The organism is Cedecea sp. Ae19-4 (assembly GCF_059801165.1).
Genome location: NZ_JBCHWG010000001.1, coordinates 1,062,548 through 1,088,806, shown reverse-complemented (window position 1 = coordinate 1,088,806; position 26,259 = coordinate 1,062,548). Strand labels below are relative to the sequence as shown.

Genomic DNA, 26,259 nt, shown 5'->3' with positions numbered 1-26,259 from the left:
TGTCGGCCCGGTGGCCTGCCCCGCATAAGGCAGGCTCCGGGCCTGATCCCCTCTCTTTATTGCAGAGAAGGGTTGAACGTTACTTATTCAGTTCAGCAAGGCTGAGCCAGGTTTGCACCACGGTGTCCGGGTTCAGGGACAGGCTGTCAATCCCCTCTTCCATCAGCCAGGCGGCAAAGTCTTCGTGATCGGACGGCCCCTGCCCACAGATCCCGACGTATTTACCCTGTTTCTTGGCCGCTTTAATCGCCATCGACAGCAGCGCTTTCACCGCGTCGTTACGCTCGTCAAACAGTTCAGACACCACACCAGAGTCGCGATCCAGGCCCAGCGCAAGCTGCGTCATATCGTTCGAGCCAATGGAGAAGCCGTCAAAGTATTGCAGGAACTCGTCCGCCAGCAGGGCGTTGGACGGGATCTCGCACATCATGATGATCTTCAGCCCGTTCTCACCGCGCTTCAGGCCCTGACGTTCCAGTTCCTCAACCACCGCTTTTGCCTGGGCAACGGTACGCACAAACGGCACCATCACTTCGACGTTGGTCAGGCCCATTTCATTACGCACGCGCTTCATGGCCGCGCATTCCAGCGCGAAGCAGTCGCGGAAGCTGTCTGCTACGTAGCGACCTGCCCCACGGAAGCCCAGCATTGGGTTCTCTTCTTCCGGCTCATAACGCTCGCCGCCCACCAGGTTGGCGTATTCGTTAGATTTGAAGTCAGACAGACGCACAATCACGCGCTTCGGCCAGAACGCCGCGCCTAAAGTCGCGATCCCTTCGGTCAGGCGACCCACGTAAAACTCAACCGGATCGTCATAACCTTTCATCATCGTGCGGATTTCCGCCTGCAGCGCGGGCTCCTGCTGGTCGAACTCCAGCAGCGCGCGCGGGTGCACGCCAATCATGCGGTTGATGATAAATTCCAGACGCGCCAGGCCAACGCCTTCGTTCGGCAGGCAGGCGAAGTCAAACGCACGATCCGGGTTGCCAACGTTCATCATGATCTTCAGCGGCAGATCCGGCATGGCATCAACCGTGGAGCTTTTCACGGTGAAGTCGAGGATCTCCGCGTAAACGTAGCCGGTGTCGCCTTCGGCGCAGGAAACGGTCACGTTCTGGCCGTCTTTCATGCGCTCGGTGGCATCGCCACAGCCCACAACGGCTGGAATACCAAGCTCACGTGCGATGATGGCCGCGTGGCAGGTACGCCCGCCGCGGTTGGTGACAATCGCCGCCGCTTTTTTCATGATCGGTTCCCAGTCCGGGTCGGTCATGTCAGTGACCAGCACGTCGCCCGGCTGGATGCGGTTCATTTCGCTGATGTCGTGGATCACTTTTACCGGACCCGCGCCGATGCGGTGACCAATCGCGCGGCCTTCCGCCACGATCTGCCCCTGCGCGTGCAGCTGGTAGCGTTCCATCACCTGGCCCTGAGAACGCACGGTTTCCGGGCGAGCCTGAACGATGAACAGCTTGCCGGTATGGCCGTCTTTAGCCCACTCGATGTCCATCGGGCGGCCATAATGTTTTTCGATTTGTACCGCCTGCTTAGCCAGTTCCTGAATCTCTTCCTGGGTAATACAGAAGCGGTCGCGATCGGCTTCCGGCACGTCTTCAATCCGCACCTGCTTGCCGTGTTCCTGCGTTGGAGCGTAGACCATGCGAATTTTTTTCGAACCCATGGTGCGGCGAACGATAGCCGGATTACCCGCCTCAAGCGTTGGCTTGTGCACGTAGAATTCATCCGGGTTTACGGCGCCCTGCACAACCATTTCACCCAGGCCCCACGCGGCGGTAATAAACACCACCTGATCGAAACCGGATTCGGTATCAATGGAGAACATCACCCCGGAAGAAGCGAGGTCGGAGCGCACCATACGCTGAACGCCAGCGGAGAGCGCCACGCCGCGGTGGTCGTAGCCCTGATGCACGCGGTAGGAGATTGCACGGTCGTTAAACAGCGAGGCGAAAACGTGTTTCACCGCCACCAGCACGGCATCATAGCCCTGCACGTTGAGGAAAGTTTCTTGTTGCCCGGCAAAGGAAGCGTCCGGCATGTCTTCCGCAGTGGCCGAAGAACGCACCGCAAAAGAGGCCTCGGCATCATCGGAGGAGAGCGTTTGGTACGCTTCACGAATGGCATGCTCCAGCTCAGGCTGGAAAGGCGTGTCAATAATCCACTGGCGAATCTGCGCCCCGGCTTTTGCCAGTTCGCTCACATCGTCAATGTCGGTTTTATCCAGCAGCTCGTAGATACGCTGGTTCACGCCGCTCTGGTCGAGAAACAGGTTAAACGCCTCGGCGGTGGTCGCAAAACCGTTCGGGACGGAAACGCCCATACCCGAAAGATTGGTAATCATTTCACCCAGGGAGGCATTTTTGCCTCCGACCCTGTCTACATCATTCATGCCAAGTTGGTTATACCAAAGCACCAGCGGTGACGAGCCGTTATTGGACATCGAAACAATCCTTTTTTAAATGAATGGGTACAAGAAACACCAGACTTCGTATTTAGCTTTGCATATTCTTAGGGGGGAATGAAACCAGTGAATCGTTCAAGCAAAATAAAATATGACGTTTTCGGATAGATCCGCTCATTTCATAAACCATTGATTATCATATAATCCTCACAGTTTAGATGGGTATAGTATTGATTTGAATATATTTAAGATGGTTTATTAAATTTAAAAACGCTATTTCACTTTTTAAATTAAGATTAGCGCTACTCGGAATCCCTTGTTTTACTTTATGCTTTAGGGAAACCGGTTCCCCGCTCAGGAATAAAAATGGATAATTTAGTCGATCGTCAGGTATTTTGTATTTCCGATGGCACCGCGATTACCGCAGAGGTACTTGGTCACGCGGTCATGTCACAATTCCCGGTATCTATCAACAGTATTACGCTGCCGTTTGTTGAAAATGAAAGCCGCGCAAAAGCGGTAAAAGAGCAGATTGACGCTATTTACCAACAAACCGGGGTGCGTCCGCTGGTGTTTTATTCCATCGTGCTGCCCAATATCCGCGACATCATTATGCAGAGCGAAGGTTTCTGTCAGGACATCGTGCAAACCCTGGTTGCGCCGCTGCAGCAGGAGCTAAAACTCGACCCGACTCCCGTCGCCCACCGAACGCACGGCCTTAACCCCGGTAACCTGACGAAATACGACGCCCGTATTGCCGCCATTGATTACACGCTGGCGCACGACGACGGGATTTCGATGCGCAATCTCGATCAGGCGCAGGTCATTTTGCTGGGCGTATCCCGCTGTGGAAAAACGCCGACCAGCCTGTACCTCGCGATGCAGTTTGGCATTCGCGCCGCGAACTACCCTTTTATTGCCGATGACATGGACAACATTCAGCTCCCGGCCGTGCTTAAACCGCTGCAGCACAAGCTTTTTGGTCTGACCATTAACCCTGAACGCCTGGCCGCCATTCGTGAAGAACGGCGTGAAAACAGCCGCTATGCCTCTCTCCGCCAGTGCCGTCTGGAGGTCGCCGAAGTGGAAGCTCTGTTCCGTAAAAACCAGATCCGCTACCTCAACAGCACCAACTATTCTGTTGAAGAGATGGCGACCAAAATTCTCGACATTATGGGGCTGAATCGCCGCATGTACTAAGAAACTAGTACAAAAGATCGAGCGTGTATGCTAGGGTGTACAGACTGCGGTGGGGCAATCCTTTCGCCAAAGCCGGTCGAATGTTGAAATCGGTCAGCTTTGGTTTATTGTGATCCCCATCACTTCCCGGTAAATCTGCCGCAGAGAAGACAAAATTTCTGAGACACCCAATGAACAAAACAGATGAATTGCGAACCGCGCGCATCGACAGCCTGGTGACGCCGGCTGAGCTAACCGAGCGCTTCCCGGTTTCCGACGAGGTCGCCCAGCACGTTACCGCCGCCCGCCGCCGGATCGAAAAGATCCTCACCGGTGAAGATAAGCGCCTGCTGGTAATCGTCGGCCCCTGCTCGATCCACGATCTTGACGCCGCGATGGACTATGCTCGCCGCCTCAAAACGCTGCGTGAAAAACATCAGGATCGTCTTGAGATCGTGATGCGTACCTACTTCGAAAAACCCCGCACCGTCGTCGGCTGGAAAGGGTTAATTTCCGATCCTGACCTGAACGGCAGCTACCGCATTAATTACGGCCTCGAACAGGCGCGCCGCCTGCTGCTGCAGGTCAACGAGCTGGGTGTCCCTACCGCGACCGAATTTCTGGATATGGTGACCGGGCAATATATCGCCGACCTGATTAGCTGGGGCGCCATTGGCGCGCGCACGACCGAAAGCCAGATCCACCGTGAAATGGCGTCCGCACTCTCCTGTCCGGTTGGCTTTAAAAATGGTACAGATGGCAATACCCGCATTGCGGTGGATGCCATCCGTGCCGCGCGTGCCAGCCATATGTTCCTCTCCCCGGATAAACAGGGGCAGATGACGATTTACCAGACCAGCGGCAACCCTTACGGCCATATTATTATGCGCGGCGGCAAGCAGCCGAATTATCACGCAGAAGACATTGCCGCCGCCTGCGACACGCTGAGCGCGTTTGACTTGCCTGAACATCTGGTGATTGATTTCAGCCACGGTAACTGCCAGAAGCAGCACCGCCGTCAGTTGGATGTCTGCGAAGATGTTTGCACGCAAATTCGCAACGGCTCGAGGGCGATTGCCGGGATCATGGCGGAAAGCTTCCTGAAAGAAGGGACGCAGCAAATCGTTGCTGGCCAGCCCCTGACTTACGGGCAGTCGATCACCGATCCTTGCCTTAACTGGGAAGATACGGAAACGCTGGTCGCGATGCTGGCGCAGGCCACTGACCGACGCTTCTGATAGTTTCCACCGGCGGGCACTTGATAACCCGCCGGATATCATAGCATTACGCCTCGCGACAACTCGCCCGCAAAGAAATTCCCTGATTCACACAATTCTTACAAATAATGCTTGCTGCTGATTCGGCTTTTTCTGATAATGATTCTCATTGTTACACTGATTGTCATTTGTAAACAGAGTGAAGCGTATGGACAAACCATTCACCCCCGCCCGCCCACAGCCCGCGACAGAACCTCGCCAGGTTGACAGCAAAACGCTGCTCGGTGCCGATGGCCGCGTTGTTATCGTCCATGAAGGACAGCAATATCTGTTACGCCAGACTCAGGCCGGGAAGCTGATCCTGACCAAATAAATTAAACAAACCGTTCCCCACACCCTAACGGGGAAATTAGCCAGCCACCCAGGTCATACCCAGGCAGCCAGCGCTTTCGATATTCCTTAGGAGAGTTGCGCTATGCCTTGCACCAACACAGCAGGTTTTCGTCTGTCTGTACTCACGTTAGCCGTATTTACCGCCCTGCCCGCTTTCGCAAAAGACGATCAAATGACCGTGGTTGCCACCGGTAACCAACGCAGCACTTTCGAAGCCCCAATGATGGTGAGCGTTATCGATGCGAATTCGCCAGAGAGCCAGACGTCCACGTCAGCCGCTGACATGCTGCGCAAAGTTCCGGGGATCACCATCGACGGCACCGGGCGCACCAACGGCCAGGACATCAACATGCGCGGTTACGACCGCCGTGGTGTACTTACCCTGGTAGACGGCATTCGTCAGGGCACCGACACCGGCCACCTGAACAGTACGTTCCTCGATCCCGCGCTGATTAAGCGTATTGAAGTGGTACGTGGTCCGGCGGCTCTGCTGTACGGCAGCGGCGCGCTGGGCGGTGTTATTTCCTATGAAACCGCAGACGCCGCCGATCTTCTATTTGACGGGCAAAACAGCGGCTTCCGCGTCTTCGGCACCGGCGGTACCGGCGACCACAGCATCGGCATGGGCGCCAGTGCCTTTGGCCGTACCGATAACCTGGATGGCGTCGTCGCCTGGTCCAGCCGCGATCGCGGTAACCTGCGCCAGAGCAACGGTGAAACCGCGCCTAATGACGAAAACATCGGCAACCTGCTGACCAAAGGCACCTGGTATATCGATTCGGCTCAGTCGCTGTCCGGCTCCCTGCGCTACTACAATAACAACGCGCAGGAACCGAAAAACCCGCAGACGCCGGATGCCTCAGCCTCCAGCAACCCGATGACCAATCGCTCCACCATTCAGCGCGACGCGCAGCTGAAATACCACCTCAATCCGCAGGATAACGACTGGCTGAACGCGACCGCGACGGCCTACTGGTCCGAAGCTCGTATCAACGCGGAAACCCCTAATCAGGGGGGTGAATTCCGTAAACAGACGACCAAAGGCGGTAAGCTCGAAAACCGCAGCCGTCTGTTTAGCGACAGCTTCGCGGCTAACCTGCTGACCTACGGCAGCGAATATTATCGTCAGGAGCAGGCTCCTGGTGGCCTGACGACCGGTTTCCCACAGGCGAAAATCAACTTTGGTTCCGGCTGGCTGCAGGATGAAATCACCCTGCGCGACCTGCCGATTTCTATCCTGGCCGGGACGCGTTATGACAACTACAGCGGCAGCAGCCAGGGTTATAAAGACGTGGATGCCGACAAGTGGTCATCACGCGGAGCGGTTTCTGTCACCCCAACCGACTGGCTGATGCTGTTTGGTTCCTATGCGCAGGCGTTCCGTGCGCCGACCATGGGCGAGATGTACAACGACTCCAAGCACTTCTCTATCGGCACTCGCTACACCAACTATTGGGTACCAAACCCGAACCTGCGCCCGGAAACCAACGAAACGCAGGAATACGGCTTCGGTCTGCGCTTCGACAATCTGGCCATGGCTAACGACGGCCTGGAATTCAAAGCCAGCTACTTCGACACCAAAGCGAAAGATTACATCTCTACCACCGTGGACTTCGCCAAAGCGACCACCATGTCCTACAACGTGCCAAAAGCAAAAATTTGGGGCTGGGACGTCAACGCGAAGTACACCGCCGATCTGTTCAGCCTGGATACCGCCTATAACCGTACCCGCGGTAAAGATGAAGATACCGGCGAGTACATCTCCAGCCTGAACCCGGACACCGTCACCACCACCCTGGACATCCCTGTGTCACACAGCGGCTTCTCCGTGGGCTGGGTCGGCACCTTCGCCGAGCGTTCCACCCATATCAGCAGCTCCTATGCACAGCAGCCGGGCTATGCGGTCAGCGATTTTTATGTCAGCTACAAAGGGCAGCAGCAGCTGCGCGGTTTAACCACCACGCTGGTGTTTGGCAACGCCTTCGATAAAGAGTACTGGTCACCGCAGGGTCTCCCGCAGGATGGCCGTAACGGTAAAATTTTCGTGAGCTATCAATGGTAAAGGAGTTATTCATGAGTCAGCGTTACGACAGCTGGATCCAGCTTAAGCAAGAACACCCGAAAAAATATGCCCGGGATATCGCCAAACTGATGCACATCAGCGAGGCGGAACTGACCCATGCCCGCGTCGGGCACGACGCATGGCGCCTGAATGGCGATGTGAAAGAGATCTTCGCCGCGCTGGAAGCCGTGGGGGAAACAAAGTGCATCTGCCGTAACGAATATGCCGTTCACGAGCAGGTAGGCCGCTTTGAGAACCAGCACCTTAACGGCCACGCCGGGCTGGTACTGAATCCTCGTGCGCTGGATCTGCGTTTGTTCCTGAACCAGTGGGCGAGCGTGTTCCACGTCCGGGAAGAGACCGCTCGCGGCGAACGCCAGAGCATTCAATTCTTTGATCATCAGGGTGATGCGCTGCTGAAGGTATACACCACCGACAACACCCATGTTGAAGCCTGGAGCCAGGTACTGACCCGTTTCATCCACACCGACAACCCGGCGCTGGCGATCAAAGCCGTTGAAGAAGCGGTAATGACGCCTACGGTCGAGGCCGACAAGGTGGACGCAGAATGGCGCGCAATGACCGATGTACACCAGTTCTTCCAGCTGCTTAAACGCCATCAGCTGACTCGCCAGCAGGCTTTCCGCCTGGTGAAAGACGATCTGGCCTGTCGCGTAGATAACGAAGCGCTGTCCCAACTGCTGAACCAGGCGAAAGAAGACGGCAACGAGATCATGATTTTCGTCGGCAACCGCGGCTGCGTGCAGATCTTCACCGGTGAAATCCGCAAAGTGGTCCCGATGGAAAACTGGGTCAACGTGTTCAACCCGGAATTCACCCTGCACCTGATGGGCGACACCATCGCCGAAAGCTGGGTAACCCGCAAACCAACCGCCGACGGCCACGTGACCAGCCTCGAGCTGTTTGCCGCCGACGGCACGCAAATTGCCCAGCTGTACGGCCAGCGTACTGAAGGCCAGCCGGAGCAGGAGCAGTGGCGTCTGCAAATTGAAGCCCTGATCGGCAAAGGGTTAGCGGCATGAAACGCCTGCTGCTCGCCATCCTCGCCCTGCCATTGATGGCAGGTGCGGCCGAGCGCGTGGTAACCATCGGTGGCGACGTCACCGAGATTGCCTGGGCTCTGGGTGCGGGTCAGGATGTGGTGGCTCGTGATAGCACGAGCCTTCATCCCGATGCCGTGAAAAAACTGCCGGATGTGGGCTACCTGCGCCAGCTTAATGCCGAGGGTATTCTAGCCATGCGCCCGACGCTGGTACTGGCCAGCGCTCAGGCTCAGCCATCCATGGCGCTGAAGCAGGTTGAGGCCAGCAAAGTGAAAGTGGTTACCGTTCCGGCGGAAAATAACCTCGAGAGCATTGATGCCAAAGTGGCTGCCGTGGCTACCGCGCTGGGTAAAACAGCCGAAGGCAACAAGCTGCGCAAAACGCTTCACGACCAGCTAGCGGCGATCCCGGCCAAACCGCTGGGCAAAAAAGTGCTGTTCATTATGAGCCACGGCGGCATGACCGCCATGGCTGCCGGGCAGGAAACCGCCGCGGATGCCGCGATTCACGCCGCCGGACTGGACAATGCCATGCAGGGCTTCAAGCGCTACCAGCCGCTGTCTCAGGAAGGCGTGATCGCCAGCAAACCTGACCTGATCCTGGTCACCACCGATGGGCTGAAAACCCTCGGCGGAGAAGCCAAAGTCTGGGCATTGCCAGGGCTTGCGCAAACGCCAGCCGGGAAAAATAAACAGCTGATGGTCGTCGATGACATGGCGCTGCTCGGCTTTGGCATTGATACCCCGCAGACGATCCTCGCCCTGCGCAAAAAAGCGGAGCAACTGCCGTGATACGCCGACCTTTGCCTCACCATGCCCTGTGTTTGATGGGGCTGGTTTTGCTGGCAATGGCGCTTATTGCCGCTAACCTCGGCGCCATGCGGCTGTCTGTGGCTGTGCTGTGGCAGACGCATGACGACACGCTGCGTGACATCTGGCTCAACATCCGTTTGCCGAGGGTGCTGCTGGCGGCGCTGATCGGCGGCGCGCTGGCGCTGTCGGGCTGCGTGATGCAGGGGTTGTTCCGTAACCCGCTTGCCGATCCGGGCCTGCTTGGGATCAGCAGCGGGGCCGCGCTGGCGGTGGGGCTGTCGATTGTTATGCCGCTGGCTCTGCCGGCGGTTTTAGCGCTTTATGCCCCTATGCTGGCAGCGTTTGTAGGCAGCCTGGCGGTGACGCTGGCGATTTTCCTGCTTAGCCGGAAAGGCACCAACAGTTTGTCTCGCCTGCTGCTGGTGGGCATCGCCATCAATGCGCTGTGCGGCGCGGCGGTTGGCGTGCTGTCGTGGATAAGCAACGACACTCAGCTGCGCCAGCTTTCTCTCTGGGGCATGGGGAGCCTGGGCCAGGCACAATGGTCCACGCTGCTCGCCACCGCGTCGCTTATTCTTCCTGCAAGCCTGGGCATCTGGCTGCTTTCAAAGCGCCTGAATTTGCTCCAGCTTGGTGATGAGGAAGCGCATTACCTGGGCGTGGATGTCAAAACAACCCAGCGGCATTTGCTGATCCTGAGCGCATTGTTGGTTGCTGCGGCGGTAGCCATCAGCGGCGTGATCGGCTTCGTTGGTCTGGTGGTTCCGCATCTGGTGCGCATGTGGCTTGGGTCCGATCATCGCTGGCTGGTGCCCGGCTCCGTGCTGGCCGGTGCCATGCTGCTGTTGGTGGCCGATACGCTGGCGAGAACGATTGTCGCGCCAGCAGAAATGCCTGTAGGCCTGTTGACCAGCCTGATAGGCGGCCCCTGGTTCCTGGCGATGATCTTTCGCAGCAAGGAGAGCGCGAGATGAATGAAGTTTTGTCCACGCACGATATTTCGCTAAAGCTGGGCCACCGTTATCTGATTGATAACGTCAATGTCAGCCTGAAGCCGGGTGAAGTTGTGGCGCTGATTGGCCCAAACGGCGCGGGCAAATCCACGCTGTTGCGGCTGTTAACCGGGTTTCAACAGCCTGACAGCGGGCACGTTGCGCTGGCAGGCCAGGATTTGAATCAGTGGTCCAACGAAGCGCTGTCCCGCAAACGCGCGGTGATGCGCCAGCAAAGCAGCATGGCGTTTAGCTGGACGGTAGAAGACGTGATCGCTATGGGCCGTGCGCCTTGGCCGCAGGCGTCAACGGCCGGCGTCGTGGCGGAAGTCATGGCGCTGACCGGGTGCGACTCTCTGAGCGGCAGAGATTTTTGTCGTCTGTCAGGCGGCGAGCAACAGCGGGTGCAGCTTGCCCGGGCGCTGGCGCAGCTTTGGTGCGACGGGCAGCCTCACGGCTGGCTGTTTCTGGACGAGCCTACGTCGGCGCTGGATCTCTACCACCAGCAGCATGTGCTGCGCCTGCTGCGTCGCCTGGCGCAAATGGGGACGTTATCGGTCTGCGTTGTGCTGCACGATTTGAATCTGGCAGCACTCTGGGCCGACCGTATCGTGCTGTTACATAAAGGCAGGCTGGTGGCAGACGGAACGCCTGATGAAGTGCTGGAAGAGCAAACATTGCAGCGCTGGTATCAGGCCGATCTGCGGGTGTTCCGACATCCGGAACACCCGGTTCCTCAGGTAGGCCTGCGCCAGTGATCAGCTTGAACAGCTGACTTCCAGCCGTTTTCCCCAGTCAGGTGGGCGCTGCGTCATATCGTCCTCACGATCGGAGAACGGCTGGAGCAGCGCCTCGTGGAGTTTAGCCAGTTCACGAGTATCGCCCTTTTCGGCAGCTTCGATTGCCCGCTGTGCCAGCCAGTTGCGTAAGACCAGCGCCGGGTTCACCGCCTGCATTTTCTGCTGGCGTTCGGCATCACTCACCTGCTCCGCCTGAAGCCGCTCACGATAGCGCCCAAACCAGACATCAAAACTTGCCCTGTCGATAAATTCATCCCGCAGCGGCGACGCCGCGCTGAGCTGCTCCGTCACGCTCAGCATCCGGAAGGTACGCGTGTAATCGCTGCCTTCTTTGCTCATCAGGGCGAAGAGCTCACTCAGGATTAGGTTATCGGCCTGCTGTTCGGTGAAAAGCCCCAGTTTGGCACGCATCCGTTGGCCAAAAGCACGCATAATTGCCGGCTGGTAGCCATCCAGAATCGCGTTCAGCTTCTCGGCCGTAATAAACGGCGACAGCGTCTGCGCCAGGCGCTGCAGGTTCCACAGCCCTACCGCCGGCTGGTTGTCGAAGGCATACCGGCCCTGGTAGTCGGAATGGTTACAGATAAATTCAGGCTGATAGTCGTCGAGGAAGCCATACGGGCCGTAGTCCATGGTCAGGCCAAGAATCGACATGTTGTCGGTGTTCATTACCCCGTGGGCAAAGCCCACCGTTTGCCAGCTGGCAATGAGCGCGGCGGTACGCGCCACCACGTCGGTAAACCACAGCTCATAGCGTTCTTCAAGCCCCTGCAGATGCGGCCAGTGGTGACGAATGGCGTAATCGGCAAGCTGCTGAACTTTTTCCGGCTCGCGGCGATAGTAGAAATGCTCAAAATGCCCAAAACGCAGATGGCTTTCGGACACCCGCAGCAGCATTGCCCCCTGCTCAACCGTTTCACGCTGTACCGGCGTATCGCTGGTGACTATAGTTAACGCTCGCGTCGTCGGAATGCCTAAAGCATGCATGGCTTCGCTGGCGAGAAATTCGCGAACAGTGGAGCGCAGCACGGCCCGGCCATCGCCCATGCGAGAGTACGGCGTCAAGCCTGCGCCTTTGAGATGCCAGTCAACCTTGCGTCCGTCCGCCAGCTGCTGCTCTCCCAGTAAAATACCGCGCCCGTCCCCCAGTTGCCCTGCCCAGACGCCGAACTGGTGCCCGCTATAAACCTGGGCGAGCGGCTGCATGCCGGGCAGCAGCGTTTCGCCACTCCAGATCCCCTGCTGTGGTGCAGCAAAAAACGAGGCGTTAATCCCCAGATCGTCTGCCAGCGGCTGGCTGTGATAAAGCAGCCGGGCGTTTTTCAGCGGCGTGGGGGTTAATTCGCTATAGAACCCCGGCAGCTCATCGTGCCAGGTATTCAGAAAAGTTAAAGTATTGGTCATGGTTCCTCCGCCCGACAGTGTAGCCCCAGTAATGCATTTTAAACACAGTCGAGCAGCAGGGGCTTTAGTGAACCAGACCTTCATGAGGGGGGAAAAGTGAGGCCAGTTCTTCCGGCGGCACCAGCGACCAGAGTTTGCCCTGCATCGCGGCAAAGCCTAAACCCTGCACTTTACGCCGCGCGCTGGCGGTATCTATCCCGGCAATCAACAATGCCTGACAAAACGGCGAAACCTGCCCAAGAATGGCAAGCATAAAGGGCGAGAAAGTGCGGCCCGGAAGCTGTTTCTGAACAAAAAATCGGTCCATGATCACATGCCGGAACAGACCATCAAAAATAGATTTTGTGGTGGCATTGCCTGCACCAAAGTCAGCCAAACCGAGTGGGAAACGTTCAGCCAGCCAGGCCAGTCTTAAATTCGTTTTGCCGCTATTTAAATCAGGAAAGCTTTCGCTAATCATTAATTCAATAAACGGCAAAGCCTTTAGCCGGATATATAAATCCTGGCTGTTAATTAGCGCATCAACAATAGTTTCATTAATATGAACCCAGACAACAAGGTACCGGGTGATAAAGAAATGCTGATGTTCTTCTATTTGCGTTAATTTTTCTCTAAACAGTTCGAGATGCTGTTCAGGCGCAAGATGAGGAATTAACAATTCGGTTGGAATACGAACCGGCGCGTCGGCCCCCACGAAGTTAGCAACGATTTCGACGCCCAAAATGCTAGCGTCCGGCCTGACGGCGGGGCGATAGTAGAGGTGAGAACAATAAACACTATCAAGTGAAACAATCATTTTGCCAGCCCTGTGGATTTCTGGTTGGACGGCAGAGAGATACAGCGCCAATCCGAAAATAGTCGGATAGCTGCTATCGCTGTGAATTTCACACTCATCCCTGAAACGTTTAAGCTTTATGTTTTAATAACTTTTAGCTTATCCTGGATATCCGTACATAGCCAGTTTTTAACGTAAATTCCGAACGGAATCACGAGCAATGATGCAAGGTAAAAAAGATTCATTCTCACAATGCTCATTCAGTAATTTACGCGTGGCAAAGCGGGCCATGTCGCCTATTGGGAAATAAACGCTGGTTAGCGCCGGGCGGACAAATGCCGCACGATCGCCACTGTCATAACAAATAAGGGATATATCCAGAGGAATGCGTAAGCCCCGCTCGGTAATGGCCAACATCGCCCCGACGGCCATCTCTTCGTTACAGCAATAAAGGGCGCTGATTTTATATTCATCCAGCAAGGCCGAGGTTTGCCGATAGCCGCTGGGCATATCGTACTCGCCTTCCACCACCGCCACCGGGGTAATGCCCTGCTCTTCCATGGCATCGAGAAAGCCCTGGCGTCGTAAGAGGCTGGAGGCGCGCTGGGTCGGGCCATGCAGGCAGGCGATTGCCAGGTGGCCGGCATCCAGCAAATAGCGGGTGGCCATGTGGCTGGCAAGACGATGATCGAAGACCACGCAGCGCGGGCTTAATGCGGGCACGTCTCTGTCGAGGATGATAAACCGGTTACCTCGTTCCGCCAGTTGAAGCAGCGTTTCGTCCGCGATGGCACGGACATGGAGAATCAAGCCATCACAGCGCAGATTGTAGAGTCGCTGAATGGCATTGCGCTCGTTCTCTTCTACGCCACGCCCCTGCGTCACCAGCAGTTGCTTGCCGTGGGATTCAGCTTCACTTTGCACCGTATCCATCAGCGTCCCGAAGAAACCCCCGGTGTATGACGTGGTTACCAGACCAATGGAATGGCTCTGGCTGGACGCCAGCGCTCTGGCTGCAGGATTGGGGGAATAGCCCAGTTCAGCAATCGCGGCCTCCACTTTAACGCGGGTTTGCGATTTAACCTTAGTGTCGCCATTCACCACGCGGGATACGGTGGCGCGGGAGACGCCGGCGTGAGCAGCAACATCTTCGAGGGTGACCATGACACAATCCTTAGCGGGAAAAGCACAATGCATCCCGATATTACCTGATATTGCCAATACCGTTGACGTTGCCCGCAGATTTGCGGGAACGGTCACGATTTTCAGTCAAGAACAAACAAGAAAGGCTATATGCGGCGGGCTTGCCAGAATTTTTTACGCCAGTAGACGTTGTCCAGAGAGGAACGCATAACGCCGCGACTGGTAGACGCGTGAATAAAGGTGTTGTCGGTGTCATAAATGCCGACGTGCAGGCCGCTTTCGCCCGAGCCGGTTTTGAAGAACACCAGATCGCCAGGCAGCAGGTCGTCTTTATCGATTTTTGTGCCGATTTCTGCCTGCTCGCTGGTCATGCGCGGCAGCATCAGATCGAACCTGTCGCGGAAGGTCATCAGCACGAAGCCGGAACAGTCCACGCCGCGTCGACTCATGCCACCGTAGGTGTACGGCGTGCCGTGCCAGCTGCGGAGCTGATCGTTTAGCTGAGCGATAACGGTGATGGAATCGGAAAGCCTGGCGTTCGGATGAGGGGCATTATGACTACACCCCACCAACACTATGCATGCCACTGCAATAAGCCACAAACGCATTTTCAGACAACTCCCGGTCTTGCTGTTTCCAGTAATTTAGCCTGTCGCCCGGAATTATTGCAAGCTTTCCACGATGTTATAACGGGCTTATCAGCATACTGTGCCCTTCGATACGCAAGAGTCGGAACGGCATTTGGTAAGCTGCGGCTAAATTTTTTGGCGTCAGCACTTCATCCTTCGGCCCCTGAGCGATCATTTTTCCCTCACGCAAGAGCCACACTTTATGGGCATGACGCAGGCTATGGTTCAAATCATGGCTGCTCATCGCTACCGCAATACCCGTCTCACAAAACGTAAGCAACAGGCGATCTAATGCGGCCTGCTGGGCGACATCAAGGCTGTTCATCGGCTCATCCAGCAGCAAGAGCTGCCCTTCGGGATTGGCCGAGGGATCAATCTGCAGCAGCACGGCGGCAAGGCGAACGCGCTGCCATTCACCGCCGGAAAGCTGGTTGACCGACCGGGTCAGTTTGTCTGAGAGCCATAGCGACGCCGCCAGACGCAGCATTGCCGCTTCGGACTCAGGCGAGGATTGATGTAGCTGCAGGTAATGCCAGACGGGCATTGCAAAAGGAGGAAGCTGCTGCTGGCTTAGCCAGGCACGATGTCGGGATAGCCCGGCAGGCAACCAGTCGTCAAGCGGCTGCTGGTTAAACAGAAGGCTGCCTTGCCCGGCGCTTAACCCTGCCATTCGCGTGAGCAGCGTGCTCTTGCCTGCCCCGTTCGGCCCGACAAGATGGATAAGTTCTCCGGGCTCCACCGCCGCAGATATTGGCCCAACCCGGCCCGCGACGGTGACGCCTGTCAGCTGCAGCAGGGACAACTTATTTAGCCAACGCCTGTTTAATGGCGTCCAGCACCACAGGATCTTCCGGCGTCATGTCCGGAGAGAAACGCTGAATCACTTTGCCATCACGGCCAATCAGGAATTTTTCGAAATTCCACAGGATGTCGTCAGGGTAAAGCGGGCCACGCCCTTTGCTGCTCATTCGCTCCAGAAAACCGCTGCCTTCCGGGGCAATGGCTGCCGGGCGCGCATCAATCAGCTTCTGATAAAACGGATGTCGGTGCTCGCCGTTGACATCGATTTTGCTAAACAGCGGGAACGTCACGCCGTAGGTAGTGCTGCAGAAGGTTTTAATTTCTTCGCTGCTGCCAGGCTCTTGCCCCAGGAACTGATTACATGGGAAACCAAGCACGCTGAACCCCTGAGCTTCAAAGTCTTTTTGCAGGTTTTCCAGTTGCTCATACTGCGGCGTCAGGCCGCACCTGGAAGCGACGTTCACCACCAGCAGCACTTTTCCCTGCCAGCTCTCCAGCGTGGTGTTTTCGCCGTCAATGGTGGTGACTTCGGTATTCAGAACATTGCTTTGCATATCATCCTCTTCCTCTGTGAGCCGAATTAACGTCCGGCTTTCAATAATAGCCAGATAAACACCGGCGCGCCGAGCGTAGCGGTGACTACGCCAATGGGCAGCTCGGCAGAACTTAGCGCAAGCCTTGCCACCACATCCGCGCCGGTTAAGATCGCGGCCCCAGCCAGCGCACTGGCAGGCAGCAAAACGCGATGATCGGTTAACCCCGCGAGTCGCAGCATGTGCGGGATCACCAGACCGACAAATCCAATTGCGCCGGCAAGCGCCACGCTGACGCCAACCAGCCAGCCGGTAGCCACAACTAAAATATTGCGCCACAGCCAGACGGAAAGCCCCAACTGCCGGGCTGAGTTTTCACCGAGCGCCATCAGGTTGAGCGGCGCATGCTGTCGGCACAGCCAGACCACCACCGGCAGCAGCGTCACCATCAGCCAGCCCTGACGCCAGTCCACGCCGCCAAAGCCGCCCATCATCCAGTACATCAGCTGGCGCAGGTCGAGACTTGAGCTAAAGTAGACCGCCCAGGTCATCAGGGCACTACAAATAATGCCGAGGGCGACACCTGCCAGTAATAGACGACTGGTGGAGAGATGACGACGGGAAAAACGTAACAGAATAAAAGTGATCGCTAAGGCACCGAGAATGGCGCACAGCCCCAGCACCCAGCCCGGCAGCATCCCCTGCCCGAGCAACAGGGCAACAACCAGCGCAACGCCAGCGCCGTTGGAGACGCCAAGTAAACCGGGTTCGGCCAGCGGATTTTCAAACAGCGACTGCATAATCGTGCCGGTCACGGCCAGAGCCGCCCCCACCAGCAGGACGGCCAACGTTCGCGGCAGGCGGATTTGCCAGATAAAGAGCCGGGCCTCATCATTCCACCAGGAAAGAGGCGAAAACCAGACATCCCCGGCGCACAGGCTCAAGGCCAGCATCGTCGCCGTGGCAAAGACCAGGGCAACTAGCCAGCGTCGCTCAAACCTGCGTTGTCTGGTTACAAAATTCAGCATTCCGTAAAGGCTCCCCCTGCCCCGTTTATGCGCCTGATTTTACGGGGAGTTCGCCGAAGAGAACAAGCAAAGAAAAGGCCTTAATACCGCACCTGTCCCGAATTACTTTTCTACTGGCCGTTTACGAGTGAACTGCTGCTCCAGCATTGAGCTTCCCCACTGCTCGCCCTGCCATTCCCTGGTTAGCTTGAATCCCATCGACTCATAAAGATGGCGAGCGGCATTCAGTCCGCTAAAAGTCCACAGCTGCACGGCGGAAAACCCATACTCATCGCAAAAGCGCATCGCCTCACATAAAAGCGCTCGCCCGATACCGCTGCCACGGCACTCATCGTCGAGAATAAACCAGCGTAAATGGGCTTCGTGATTGCCCAGATCCTCACCATCGATGGATACAGAGCCCACTATTTTGCCGTTGTGGAGCACCACCCAGATGCGGTTACACGGGCGATCCAGCCGCCCTGAAAACTCCGCCAGCCCGGCGGCGACTTTCCCTTCAAAAAAATAGCCGAAGTTATAGTGCTTTGAGTAATAGTTAGCGTGCATTTCCGCCACGCGGCCAATTACGCCCGGCAGGTATCCCGTCATTATCTCGAAGTTTTTTCTTCCCTCGTCGCCCGTCAACTCACCACGACAGGCTTTCAGCGCCTGAGCATAGTTAGACAGGCCAGCAGCCACTGATTGCTGCGCCGGAGTATTCAGGTGCGCCAGAGCCTTCTCTACCCGCATTCTGCCGTATCTGTGGATTTCCCTGACCGTTTGTTTACCCTGGGCGGTCAAACGGAGTCGTCTGGCTCTGGCGTCTTCGTCTGAAACGCTCTCGAAAAGCTCTCCCGCCTTGCGCAGTTTGCCTATCATTCGGCTGACGCTAGACTTCTCCAGACCAAGAATCTGGACCAGATCGGCCGCAGTGACGTTCTCCCGTGAATCAATTTCCAGCAAAGCATGAACCGCAGAAGCAGAGTAGTTCGTGGCGGCAAGCGTTGAGTTGAGAAAACCAAGCTCGCGTACAACCTGGCGCGATGAGGCGCGTATAGATTCGATTAGGGTGCTGTCAGACATGATCGATACCGTTGAAATATGGTTGTACAATACAACCATTTGACAGAAATGTTTGTCAAGCACATGTCGTTAAGCAACAGGACTTAAAAGCAAAAGAAAAAGGCCGCGAATGCGGCCTTTTTTGTTAACTCAGGTTACTCGTCTTTTGGCGACGCGTTTTCAACCCGACTTTTTAGCTTCTGACCAGGTCGGAAGGTCACCACACGGCGCGCCGTAATGGGAATATCTTCACCGGTCTTCGGGTTGCGCCCGGGACGTTGGTTTTTATCGCGTAAGTCAAAATTACCAAAGCCCGAGAGTTTAACCTGCTCACCGTTTTCCAGAGCGCGACGGATCTCTTCGAAAAACAGCTCTACCAGCTCTTTGGCATCTCGTTTGCTAAGCCCAAGCTTATCAAACAGATATTCTGACATTTCAGCTTTTGTAAGCGCCATACGTTCAATCCCTCAATGATGCCTGGAATCGCTCTTTTAATGCCTCTACACATTTTGCAACGGTAGCGGCCATCTCCTCTTCTTCGAGTGTACGGCCCGTATCCTGAAGGATAAGGCTTATGGCCAGGCTCTTGTAGCCATCGGCTACGCCCTTGCCACGGTACACGTCAAATAAGTTTACGCCAACTACCTGATTTGCGCCAACTTTCTTACACTCGGCCAAAACATCTGCTGCCGGGACGTTTTCAGCCACCACAACAGCGATATCGCGGCGGTTTGCCGGGAAGCGGGAAACGTCCTGCGCCTCAGGCACCACGCGGTCTGCGAGCTTGCTCCACAGCACCTCAAACACCACCGTGCGGCCGTTAAGGTCCAGCTTACGCTCCAGTTCCGGGTGAACAACACCAATGAAACCAATGCATTCACCTGCTAAATAAATGGCAGCACTTTGCCCAGGATGCAAGGCCGGATTTGCCTGCGCTCTGAATTCGATGTCTGAAAGTTTACCGGTCAGGGCCAGAACGGACTCCAGATCGCCTTTCAGATCATAGAAGTCAACGGTGTTGCGCGCCAGATCCCAGTGTTCTTCATAGCGGTTGCCGCAGATAGCCCCCGCCAGCATAAGATCCTGACGAATCCCAAGGTCTGCCTGAGTATCAGGCACAAAGCGCAGGCCGGACTCGAAAATACGCACGCGGCTTTGCTGGCGATTCTGGTTATAAACCACGGTTGTCAGCAGGCCACTCCACAGCGACAGGCGCATAGCGGACATGTCGGTAGAGATCGGATTAGGAAGAATCAGATTTTCTTCGCCAGGGTGCAAAAGCTGCTGAATTTTCGGGTCGACGAAGCTGTAGGTAATGACTTCCTGGTAACCTTTGTCCACCAGCATGGTTTTCACACGCTTCAGAGAAAGGTCGGCTTCGCGATGGGTGCCCATCACCAGACCTGCCCGTACAGGGCTGTTTGGAATACTGTTGTAGCCGTAAACGCGGGCCACTTCTTCCACCAGGTCTTCTTCAATTTCCATATCGAAACGCCAGCTCGGCGCCACGGCAGTCCACTGCGCCTGACCTTCGGTCACTTCGCAGCCCAGACGACGCAGAATGTCGCTAACCTGAGCATCTTCGATGTGGTGACCAATCAGACGGTCCAGTTTGCTGCGACGGAGCGTGATCGTAGCGCGCTTAGGCAGGTGCGCTTCGCTTGTGACATCGATAACCGGGCCAGCTTCACCGCCACAGATATCCACCAGCAGGCGAGTCGCTCGCGCCATCGCTTTATACTGCAGCGCAGGATCGACGCCGCGCTCATAGCGGTGGGAAGCATCGGTATGCAGACCATGGCGGCGCGCACGACCGGTGATAGACAGCGGGCTGAAGAAGGCACATTCCAGCAGTACGTTCTGGGTTTCGTCGTTTACGCCTGAATGCTCGCCGCCGAAGATACCGCCCATGGCCAGCGCTTTATTGTGATCGGCAATAACCAGGGTGTCGGCATTGAGCTTCGCTTCGCTGCCGTCCAGCAGGACCAGGGTTTCGCCCTCTTCCGCCATGCGCACCACGATCCCGCCTTCAATACGGTTCAGGTCGAAGGCGTGCATCGGCTGACCAAGCTCCAGCAGCACATAGTTGGTCACGTCAACCACCGCATCAATGGAACGAATACCGCAGCGACGCAGCTTCTCTTTCATCCACAGCGGCGTGGGTGCCTTAACGTTGATGCCTTTCACAACGCGGCCCAGGTAACGTGGGCAAGCTTCTGCGGCGTCTACGCGAATAGGCAGCGTGTCATTGATAGTCGCAGCCACGGCGGTAATTTCTGGCTCAACCAGAGGCAGCTTGTTCACCACCGCCACGTCGCGAGCTACGCCGATAATACCGAGGCAGTCGGCACGGTTTGGCGTGACGCTGATTTCAATGGTGTTGTCGTCCAGCTTCAGGTATTCGCGGATGTCAGTGCCGATTGGCGCGTCCGCTGGCAGCTCGATAATGCCATTATGATCGTCGGAAATACCCAGCTCGGAGAAGGAGCACAGCATCCCTTCGGACGGTTCACCGCGCAGTTTGGCCGCTTTGATCTTGAAATCGCCCGGCAGCACGGCGCCAACAGTCGCCACGGCAACTTTCAGACCCTGACGGCAGTTTGGTGCGCCGCAGACGATATCCAGCAGGCGATCGCCACCGACGTTAATTTTTGTTACGCGCAGTTTGTCGGCGTTTGGATGCTGACCGCACTCGACCACTTCCCCGACCACAACGCCGTGAAAAGCCCCTGCTACGGCATCGACACCGTCAACTTCAAGCCCGGCCATAGTTATCTGGCTGGAAAGTTCGTCACTGCTGTTGGCTGGGTTTACCCATTCGCGTAACCAGAGTTCACTGAATTTCATTGGATATCCCGCCTTTATTTGAACTGTTTGAGGAAACGTAAATCATTTTCGAAGAATGCACGCAGATCGGTCACGCCGTAGCGCAGCATGGTCAGACGCTCCATGCCCATACCGAAGGCGAAGCCGGAGTAAACTTCCGGATCGATACCTACGTTACGCAGCACGTTCGGGTGCACCATACCGCAGCCCAGTACTTCCAGCCACTTGCCGTTTTTACCCATCACGTCCACTTCAGCGGACGGCTCGGTGAACGGGAAGTAGGACGGGCGGAAGCGAATCTGCAGGTCTTCTTCAAAGAAGTTATTCAGGAAATCGTGCAGCGTTCCCTTCAGGTTGGTGAAGTTAATGTTGGTGTCAACGATCAGGCCTTCCATCTGGTGGAACATCGGGGTGTGGGTCTGATCGTAGTCGTTACGGTAGACGCGGCCCGGGGCAATAATACGAATTGGCGGCTGCTTGTCTTTCATGGTGCGGATCTGCACACCAGAAGTCTGGGTACGCAGCAGACGGGTCGCGTCAAACCAGAAAGTATCGTGGTCCGCGCGCGCCGGGTGGTGCCCTGGAATATTCAGCGCATCGAAGTTGTGGTAGTCATCTTCGATTTCAGGGCCAGTTGCTACGGTGAACCCCAGCTCGCCGAAGAAGCTTTCGATACGATCGATGGTGCGGGTTACCGGGTGCAGGCCACCGTTTTCAATCCGACGACCAGGCAGAGAAACGTCAATCGTTTCTGCAGCCAGACGTTCGTTCAGTGCGGCGCTTTCGAGTGCAGCTTTGCGGGCGTTCAGGGCTTCCTGAACCTGCTCTTTAGCTTCGTTAATCACCGCGCCCGCAGCCGGACGTTCTTCCGGTGGCAGTTCACGCAGGGTGGTCATTTGAAGGGTCAGATGCCCCTTCTTCCCCAAATATTCGACGCGTACATTATCTAACGCGGCAACATCCTGGGCATCGTTTATGGCTGCTTTGGCACTGGCAACCAGCTCTGCGAGATGTGGCATGGTATTCCTCTTATGCCGGCAAACTGCCGGGGTAGTTGGTCTGATTCGAAAACGAAACGCAAAAAAAAAGCCTCCGTACAGGAGGCTTTCGGCGCTGTTTTTCGTTTCTTTTCTTACGCGCAAAGCCCCCTGAATCAGGCGCTAAAGTAAAAAAAGAAGCGGAAAATAGCAGCATTCATGCTTGCAGTTACCTTGTTTTGACAAATTTCGCTTTGGCTATTGAACGAGCTACGGCGTTGAAAGTCAATAAATTGATTGTGTTATGCCCTAATAATTCGATTTGTAGTAAGGCGACAAGCTCGATTATCCCCGGGAGCTTACTTAAGTAAGTGACTGGGGTCAGCAAGTGCAGTTAACGCAGCTACAGATTGAAGTATGACGGGGATAAATTAAAAGAGGGAGCAAGCTCCCTCTTATAACTGGCTTATGCCAGAGCTGCTTTCGCTTTCTCAACCAGGGCAGTGAATGCCACTTTGTCGAATACGGCGATGTCAGCCAGGATCTTACGGTCGATTTCAACAGAGGCTTTTTTCAGGCCGTTGATGAATTTGCTGTAAGAGATACCGTTCTGACGAGCTGCAGCGTTGATACGTGCAATCCACAGCTGGCGGAACTGACGTTTACGTTGACGACGGTCGCGATAAGCGTACTGACCAGCTTTGATAACAGCCTGGAAGGCAACGCGGTATACGCGAGAACGCGCACCGTAGTAGCCTTTAGCTTGTTTGAGGATTTTTTTGTGACGAGCACGTGCGATTACACCACGTTTTACGCGAGCCATTTAGCTCTCCTGTTTCTATTCTGAATTAATTAAAAAAAGTTTACTTATGCGTACGGCAGGCAAGCGACAACCAGGCCCAGATCCCCTTTGGAGACCATGCCTTTCGGACGCAGATGACGTTTACGTTTGGTAGACTTTTTAGTCAGAATGTGACGCAGGTTAGCGTGCTTACGCTTAAAACCGCCAGAAGCAGTCTTTTTGAAGCGCTTAGCGGCGCCGCGTACTGTTTTGATCTTTGGCATTTCAATTTCCACTTCGCATTGTTAATAAAACGAACCAGTAGGCGAACAAAACCCGCGAGGCCTAAGCCCCGCGGTCTGTTACTTGATGGCCTTACTGTTTCTTCTTCGGAGCAAGCACCATGATCATCTGGCGGCCTTCGATCTTCGTTGGGAAGGATTCGACCACTGCCAGTTCACTCAGATCGTCACGGACGCGGTTAAGCACTTCCATACCAATCTGTTGGTGTGCCATTTCACGCCCACGGAAACGCAGGGTGATTTTGGCTTTGTCTCCGTCTTCCAGAAAGCGAACCAGGCTGCGGAGTTTTACCTGATAGTCGCCATCATCGGTACCAGGTCGGAATTTAATTTCCTTAACCTGAATAACTTTTTGCTTCTTCTTCTGTTCCTTAGAAGATTTGCTTTTCTCGTAGAGGAACTTGCCGTAGTCCATGATGCGGCAAACAGGCGGCTCGGCGTTTGGACTGATTTCTACTAAATCAACCCCAGCCTCTTCGGCTTTTTCTAAAGCTTCATTCAGACTGACAATACCAATCTGCTCGCCATCAATACCGGTCAGACGAACCTCAGTGGCACGAATCTCTCTGTTAATGCGATTAGGACGCGCCGGTTGAACTCTTTTTCCGCCTTTAATACTTTATTCCTCCAGTTGATGAAGATTGCGGCTGCGAATTTCTTGCTGCAGCTTTTCAATCAATTCGTTGACGTCCATGCTCCCCAGGTCTTTGCCGCGGCGGGTACGAACGGCAACTTTGCCTGCTTCGACCTCTTTATCGCCACAAACCAGCATATAAGGGACACGACGTAACGTGTGTTCACGGATTTTAAAGCCTATCTTCTCATTTCTCAAGTCTGCTTTTACGCGAATGCCCGCATTTTGGAGTTTACGAGTCAATTCGTTAACGTATTCTGCCTGGCCGTCGGTGATATTCATCACCACCGCCTGCACCGGAGCAAGCCAGGTTGGGAAGAAACCAGCAAACTCTTCGGTCAGAATACCGATAAAGCGTTCCATTGAACCTAAAATGGCGCGGTGAATCATTACCGGCACCAAACGCTCGTTATTTTCGCCAATATAGGAGGCGTTCAAGCGGGTTGGCAGGGAGAAGTCAAGCTGAACGGTACCGCACTGCCAGGCACGATCCAGGCAGTCATACAGCGTGAACTCAATTTTCGGGCCGTAGAATGCACCTTCACCCGGCTGATAGTCAAACGGGATATTGTTTTCCTGCAATGCAACAGCCAGATCCGCTTCCGCGCGATCCCACATTTCGTCACTGCCGATGCGTTTTTCCGGACGGGTAGACAGTTTCACCACGATTTTCTCGAAACCGAAGGTGCTGTACATGTCGTAGACCATGCGGATACAGCTGTTTACTTCATCGCGAACCTGCTCTTCAGTACAGAAGATGTGGGCGTCGTCCTGAGTAAAGCCGCGAACACGCATCAGGCCATGCAGCGCGCCCGAAGGCTCATTGCGGTGGCAGCTACCAAATTCCGCCATACGCAGCGGCAGGTCGCGGTAGGACTTCAGGCCCTGGTTGAAGATCTGCACGTGGCCCGGGCAGTTCATCGGTTTGATGCAGTATTCACGGTTCTCGGAAGAAGTGGTGAACATCGCGTCTTTGTAGTTATCCCAGTGGCCCGTTTTTTCCCACAGGACGCGGTCCATCATGAACGGACCTTTCACTTCCTGGTACTGGTACTCTTTCAGCTTGGAACGGACGAACACTTCCAGCTCGCGGAAAATCGTCCAGCCGTCGTTGTGCCAGAACACCATACCCGGCGCTTCTTCCTGCATATGGTACAGGTCAAGCTGCTTGCCGATTTTGCGGTGATCGCGCTTGGATGCTTCTTCCAGACGCTGCAGATAAGCATTCAGCTGCTTTTTGTCCGCCCAGGCAGTGCCGTAGATACGCTGCAGCATCTTGTTGTTGCTGTCACCGCGCCAGTATGCACCGGAGGTTTTCTGCAGCTTGAAGTGATGGCAGAAACGCATGTTTGGCACATGTGGCCCGCGGCACATATCCACGTATTCTTCATGATGATACAAACCTGGTTTGTCATCATGGCTGATGTTTTCATCAAGAATGGCAACTTTGTAGTTTTCGCCGCGGTTGACGAAAGTCTCACGCGCTTCCTGCCAGCTCACCTTTTTCTTGATAACGTCGTAATCTTTCTCGGCCAGCTCGTGCATACGCTTCTCGAGCAGCTCAAGATCTTCCTGCGTCAGGGTGTGGTCCAGATCAACGTCGTAGTAGAAACCGTTGTCGATAACCGGGCCGATCGCCATTTTAGTGTGCGGCCACAGCTGCTTGATGGCATGACCGAGCAGGTGAGCACAAGAGTGGCGAAGAATTTCCAGACCCGCTTCGTCTTTAGCGGTGATAATGGCGAGCTTCGCGTCGTTTTCGATAATATCGGAAGCATCAACCAGTTCACCGTCTACGCGGCCAGCGATACACGCTTTGGCAAGACCTGGACCGATGTCCAGCGCAACGTCCATTGGGCTAACGGGTTTGTCGTAATGGCGTTGGCTGCCATCAGGAAGAGTAATAACAGGCATGTTAAGTCCTTATCTGCAGTGGTGACCCACACGAAAGATCACATACAGTAGAGAAATTGGATTTAGAACAACTCGTTGCGTAACCATTTGACCAACAATCGCCGAATTGGTACGCAGTCTGGTGTACAAATGAAAATGGCATCACTGCCATCTCACCTGAATCGCAGATGGTAACACTAACAGGAAGGGGAATACATCCCTTGTTGCCGTGAACGAGCTTGATAAATAAGGCCGTCGCCCACCCTTTTCAAGGCGCGTTATGCCGCTTTGTCTTTCTCTTCCACCAGCACCAGCGGGCATTTTTTTACCTTACAAGCCTGGGAGTAAGCCAGGTCGCACACCGCACAAAGGTCTCTCAGTTCCGACTCATATTCGTATTCCATAAAATAGCGAAAAGTCCCACCGCCGGACTCAGTGCGCCAGAATCGCTGCGGCTCCAGAATTTCATCAAGCTGCCTGAAGGTCAGGGCTGAAGGGTTATGAAACCCCACTCGTACGCGATAGATAGTCATGCACGATTATTCTCAGGGCGC

General features: G+C 55.3%; 26 protein-coding genes and 1 other annotated feature. Of the genes, 8 read left to right on the top strand and 18 right to left on the bottom strand.

The annotated features are described in order from the left end of the window. Positions 1-79: 79 nt before the first annotated feature. The gene (gene ppsA, locus AAIE02_RS05235; protein ID WP_008456532.1) at positions 80-2,458 is read right to left on the bottom strand and encodes a phosphoenolpyruvate synthase; all 2,379 of its coding nucleotides are present in this window, start codon (positions 2,456-2,458) and stop codon (positions 80-82) included. A gap of 327 nt (positions 2,459-2,785) precedes the next feature. On the opposite strand from ppsA, the gene ppsR reads away from it, so the two are divergent. The 8 genes from ppsR to AAIE02_RS05195 all read left to right on the top strand — a co-directional run bounded on the left by ppsR (position 2,786) and on the right by AAIE02_RS05195 (position 10,896). Continuing rightward, entirely contained in the window at positions 2,786-3,619 is an 834-nt protein-coding gene (gene ppsR / locus AAIE02_RS05230; protein ID WP_008456534.1) for a posphoenolpyruvate synthetase regulatory kinase/phosphorylase PpsR, read from the top strand. Between the two features lie 170 nt (positions 3,620-3,789). Then, positions 3,790-4,836, top strand: a complete 1,047-nt coding sequence (aroH, locus tag AAIE02_RS05225; RefSeq protein ID WP_498532104.1) for a 3-deoxy-7-phosphoheptulonate synthase AroH — start codon at positions 3,790-3,792, stop codon at positions 4,834-4,836. Between the two features lie 187 nt (positions 4,837-5,023). After that, complete coding sequence (hemP, locus tag AAIE02_RS05220; RefSeq protein WP_008456537.1) at positions 5,024-5,188, top strand: hemin uptake protein HemP; 165 nt, start codon at positions 5,024-5,026, stop codon at positions 5,186-5,188. A 102-nt stretch (positions 5,189-5,290) separates the two neighbouring features. Further along, positions 5,291-7,270 carry a TonB-dependent hemoglobin/transferrin/lactoferrin family receptor gene (locus tag AAIE02_RS05215; protein WP_008456539.1) on the top strand — a complete coding sequence of 660 codons (1,980 nt, stop codon included), beginning with the start codon at positions 5,291-5,293 and terminating at the stop codon, positions 7,268-7,270. A gap of 11 nt (positions 7,271-7,281) precedes the next feature. Continuing rightward, on the top strand, positions 7,282-8,313 hold the full coding sequence (locus tag AAIE02_RS05210; RefSeq protein WP_498532103.1) for a hemin-degrading factor: 1,032 nt from the start codon (positions 7,282-7,284) through the stop codon (positions 8,311-8,313). Further along, positions 8,310-9,125, top strand: a complete 816-nt coding sequence (locus AAIE02_RS05205; RefSeq protein WP_498532102.1) for a heme/hemin ABC transporter substrate-binding protein — start codon at positions 8,310-8,312, stop codon at positions 9,123-9,125. The genes AAIE02_RS05210 and AAIE02_RS05205 overlap by 4 nt, the downstream gene beginning before the upstream one ends. Positions 9,126-9,160: 35 nt before the next feature. After that, a complete protein-coding gene (locus AAIE02_RS05200; protein WP_008456543.1) occupies positions 9,161-10,120 on the top strand; it encodes a FecCD family ABC transporter permease in 960 nt (319 codons plus the stop codon). Continuing rightward, positions 10,117-10,896 (top strand): heme ABC transporter ATP-binding protein, encoded by a 780-nt coding sequence (locus AAIE02_RS05195; RefSeq protein WP_166874848.1) that lies wholly within the window; start codon positions 10,117-10,119, stop codon positions 10,894-10,896. Before AAIE02_RS05200 ends, AAIE02_RS05195 begins: the two co-directional genes overlap by 4 nt. Here the strand turns inward: AAIE02_RS05195 and selO are convergent, their stop codons facing one another. The 17 genes from selO to AAIE02_RS05110 form a co-directional block, all read right to left on the bottom strand. Continuing rightward, on the bottom strand, positions 10,897-12,342 hold the full coding sequence (selO, locus tag AAIE02_RS05190; protein ID WP_498532101.1) for a protein adenylyltransferase SelO: 1,446 nt from the start codon (positions 12,340-12,342) through the stop codon (positions 10,897-10,899). 64 nt (positions 12,343-12,406) lie between these two features. Further along, the gene (locus AAIE02_RS05185; protein ID WP_498532100.1) at positions 12,407-13,138 is read right to left on the bottom strand and encodes an EAL domain-containing protein; all 732 of its coding nucleotides are present in this window, start codon (positions 13,136-13,138) and stop codon (positions 12,407-12,409) included. Positions 13,139-13,306: 168 nt separating this feature from the next. Beyond that, entirely contained in the window at positions 13,307-14,281 is a 975-nt protein-coding gene (locus tag AAIE02_RS05180) for a LacI family DNA-binding transcriptional regulator (protein WP_008456550.1), read from the bottom strand. Between the two features lie 125 nt (positions 14,282-14,406). After that, the gene (locus AAIE02_RS05175; protein ID WP_008456552.1) at positions 14,407-14,868 is read right to left on the bottom strand and encodes a C40 family peptidase; all 462 of its coding nucleotides are present in this window, start codon (positions 14,866-14,868) and stop codon (positions 14,407-14,409) included. A gap of 76 nt (positions 14,869-14,944) precedes the next feature. After that, the gene (btuD, locus tag AAIE02_RS05170; protein WP_498532666.1) at positions 14,945-15,682 is read right to left on the bottom strand and encodes a vitamin B12 ABC transporter ATP-binding protein BtuD; all 738 of its coding nucleotides are present in this window, start codon (positions 15,680-15,682) and stop codon (positions 14,945-14,947) included. 10 nt (positions 15,683-15,692) lie between these two features. Continuing rightward, positions 15,693-16,244 carry a glutathione peroxidase gene (locus AAIE02_RS05165; RefSeq protein ID WP_336982588.1) on the bottom strand — a complete coding sequence of 184 codons (552 nt, stop codon included), beginning with the start codon at positions 16,242-16,244 and terminating at the stop codon, positions 15,693-15,695. Between the two features lie 26 nt (positions 16,245-16,270). Beyond that, positions 16,271-17,251 (bottom strand): vitamin B12 ABC transporter permease BtuC, encoded by a 981-nt coding sequence (gene btuC / locus AAIE02_RS05160; RefSeq protein ID WP_008456557.1) that lies wholly within the window; start codon positions 17,249-17,251, stop codon positions 16,271-16,273. Between the two features lie 102 nt (positions 17,252-17,353). Beyond that, on the bottom strand, positions 17,354-18,313 hold the full coding sequence (locus AAIE02_RS05155) for a bifunctional helix-turn-helix transcriptional regulator/GNAT family N-acetyltransferase (protein ID WP_498532099.1): 960 nt from the start codon (positions 18,311-18,313) through the stop codon (positions 17,354-17,356). Positions 18,314-18,447: 134 nt separating this feature from the next. Beyond that, positions 18,448-18,747 carry an integration host factor subunit alpha gene (gene ihfA / locus AAIE02_RS05150; protein ID WP_001229265.1) on the bottom strand — a complete coding sequence of 100 codons (300 nt, stop codon included), beginning with the start codon at positions 18,745-18,747 and terminating at the stop codon, positions 18,448-18,450. Between the two features lie 4 nt (positions 18,748-18,751). Further along, positions 18,752-21,139, bottom strand: a complete 2,388-nt coding sequence (pheT, locus tag AAIE02_RS05145) for a phenylalanine--tRNA ligase subunit beta (protein WP_336982578.1) — start codon at positions 21,137-21,139, stop codon at positions 18,752-18,754. Positions 21,140-21,153: 14 nt separating this feature from the next. Continuing rightward, a complete protein-coding gene (pheS, locus tag AAIE02_RS05140) occupies positions 21,154-22,137 on the bottom strand; it encodes a phenylalanine--tRNA ligase subunit alpha (protein WP_008456562.1) in 984 nt (327 codons plus the stop codon). 60 nt (positions 22,138-22,197) lie between these two features. Then, positions 22,198-22,321: a sequence feature (Phe leader region), on the bottom strand. Further along, entirely contained in the window at positions 22,272-22,316 is a 45-nt protein-coding gene (gene pheM / locus AAIE02_RS05135) for a pheST operon leader peptide PheM (RefSeq protein WP_106120997.1), read from the bottom strand. (Overlaps the previous feature by 45 nt.) A gap of 240 nt (positions 22,322-22,561) precedes the next feature. Beyond that, complete coding sequence (gene rplT / locus AAIE02_RS05130; protein ID WP_000124850.1) at positions 22,562-22,918, bottom strand: 50S ribosomal protein L20; 357 nt, start codon at positions 22,916-22,918, stop codon at positions 22,562-22,564. A 44-nt stretch (positions 22,919-22,962) separates the two neighbouring features. After that, positions 22,963-23,160 (bottom strand): 50S ribosomal protein L35, encoded by a 198-nt coding sequence (gene rpmI / locus AAIE02_RS05125; protein WP_006118955.1) that lies wholly within the window; start codon positions 23,158-23,160, stop codon positions 22,963-22,965. A 91-nt stretch (positions 23,161-23,251) separates the two neighbouring features. Beyond that, positions 23,252-23,794, bottom strand: coding sequence for a translation initiation factor IF-3 (infC, locus tag AAIE02_RS05120; protein WP_071530481.1), 543 nt, complete (start codon positions 23,792-23,794; stop codon positions 23,252-23,254). Positions 23,795-23,797: 3 nt separating this feature from the next. Beyond that, positions 23,798-25,726: a threonine--tRNA ligase gene (gene thrS, locus AAIE02_RS05115; protein WP_008456585.1), complete on the bottom strand. Its 1,929-nt coding sequence runs from the start codon at positions 25,724-25,726 to the stop codon at positions 23,798-23,800. Positions 25,727-25,983: 257 nt separating this feature from the next. Then, a complete protein-coding gene (locus tag AAIE02_RS05110; RefSeq protein ID WP_008456587.1) occupies positions 25,984-26,238 on the bottom strand; it encodes a hypothetical protein in 255 nt (84 codons plus the stop codon). Positions 26,239-26,259: the final 21 nt, after the last annotated feature.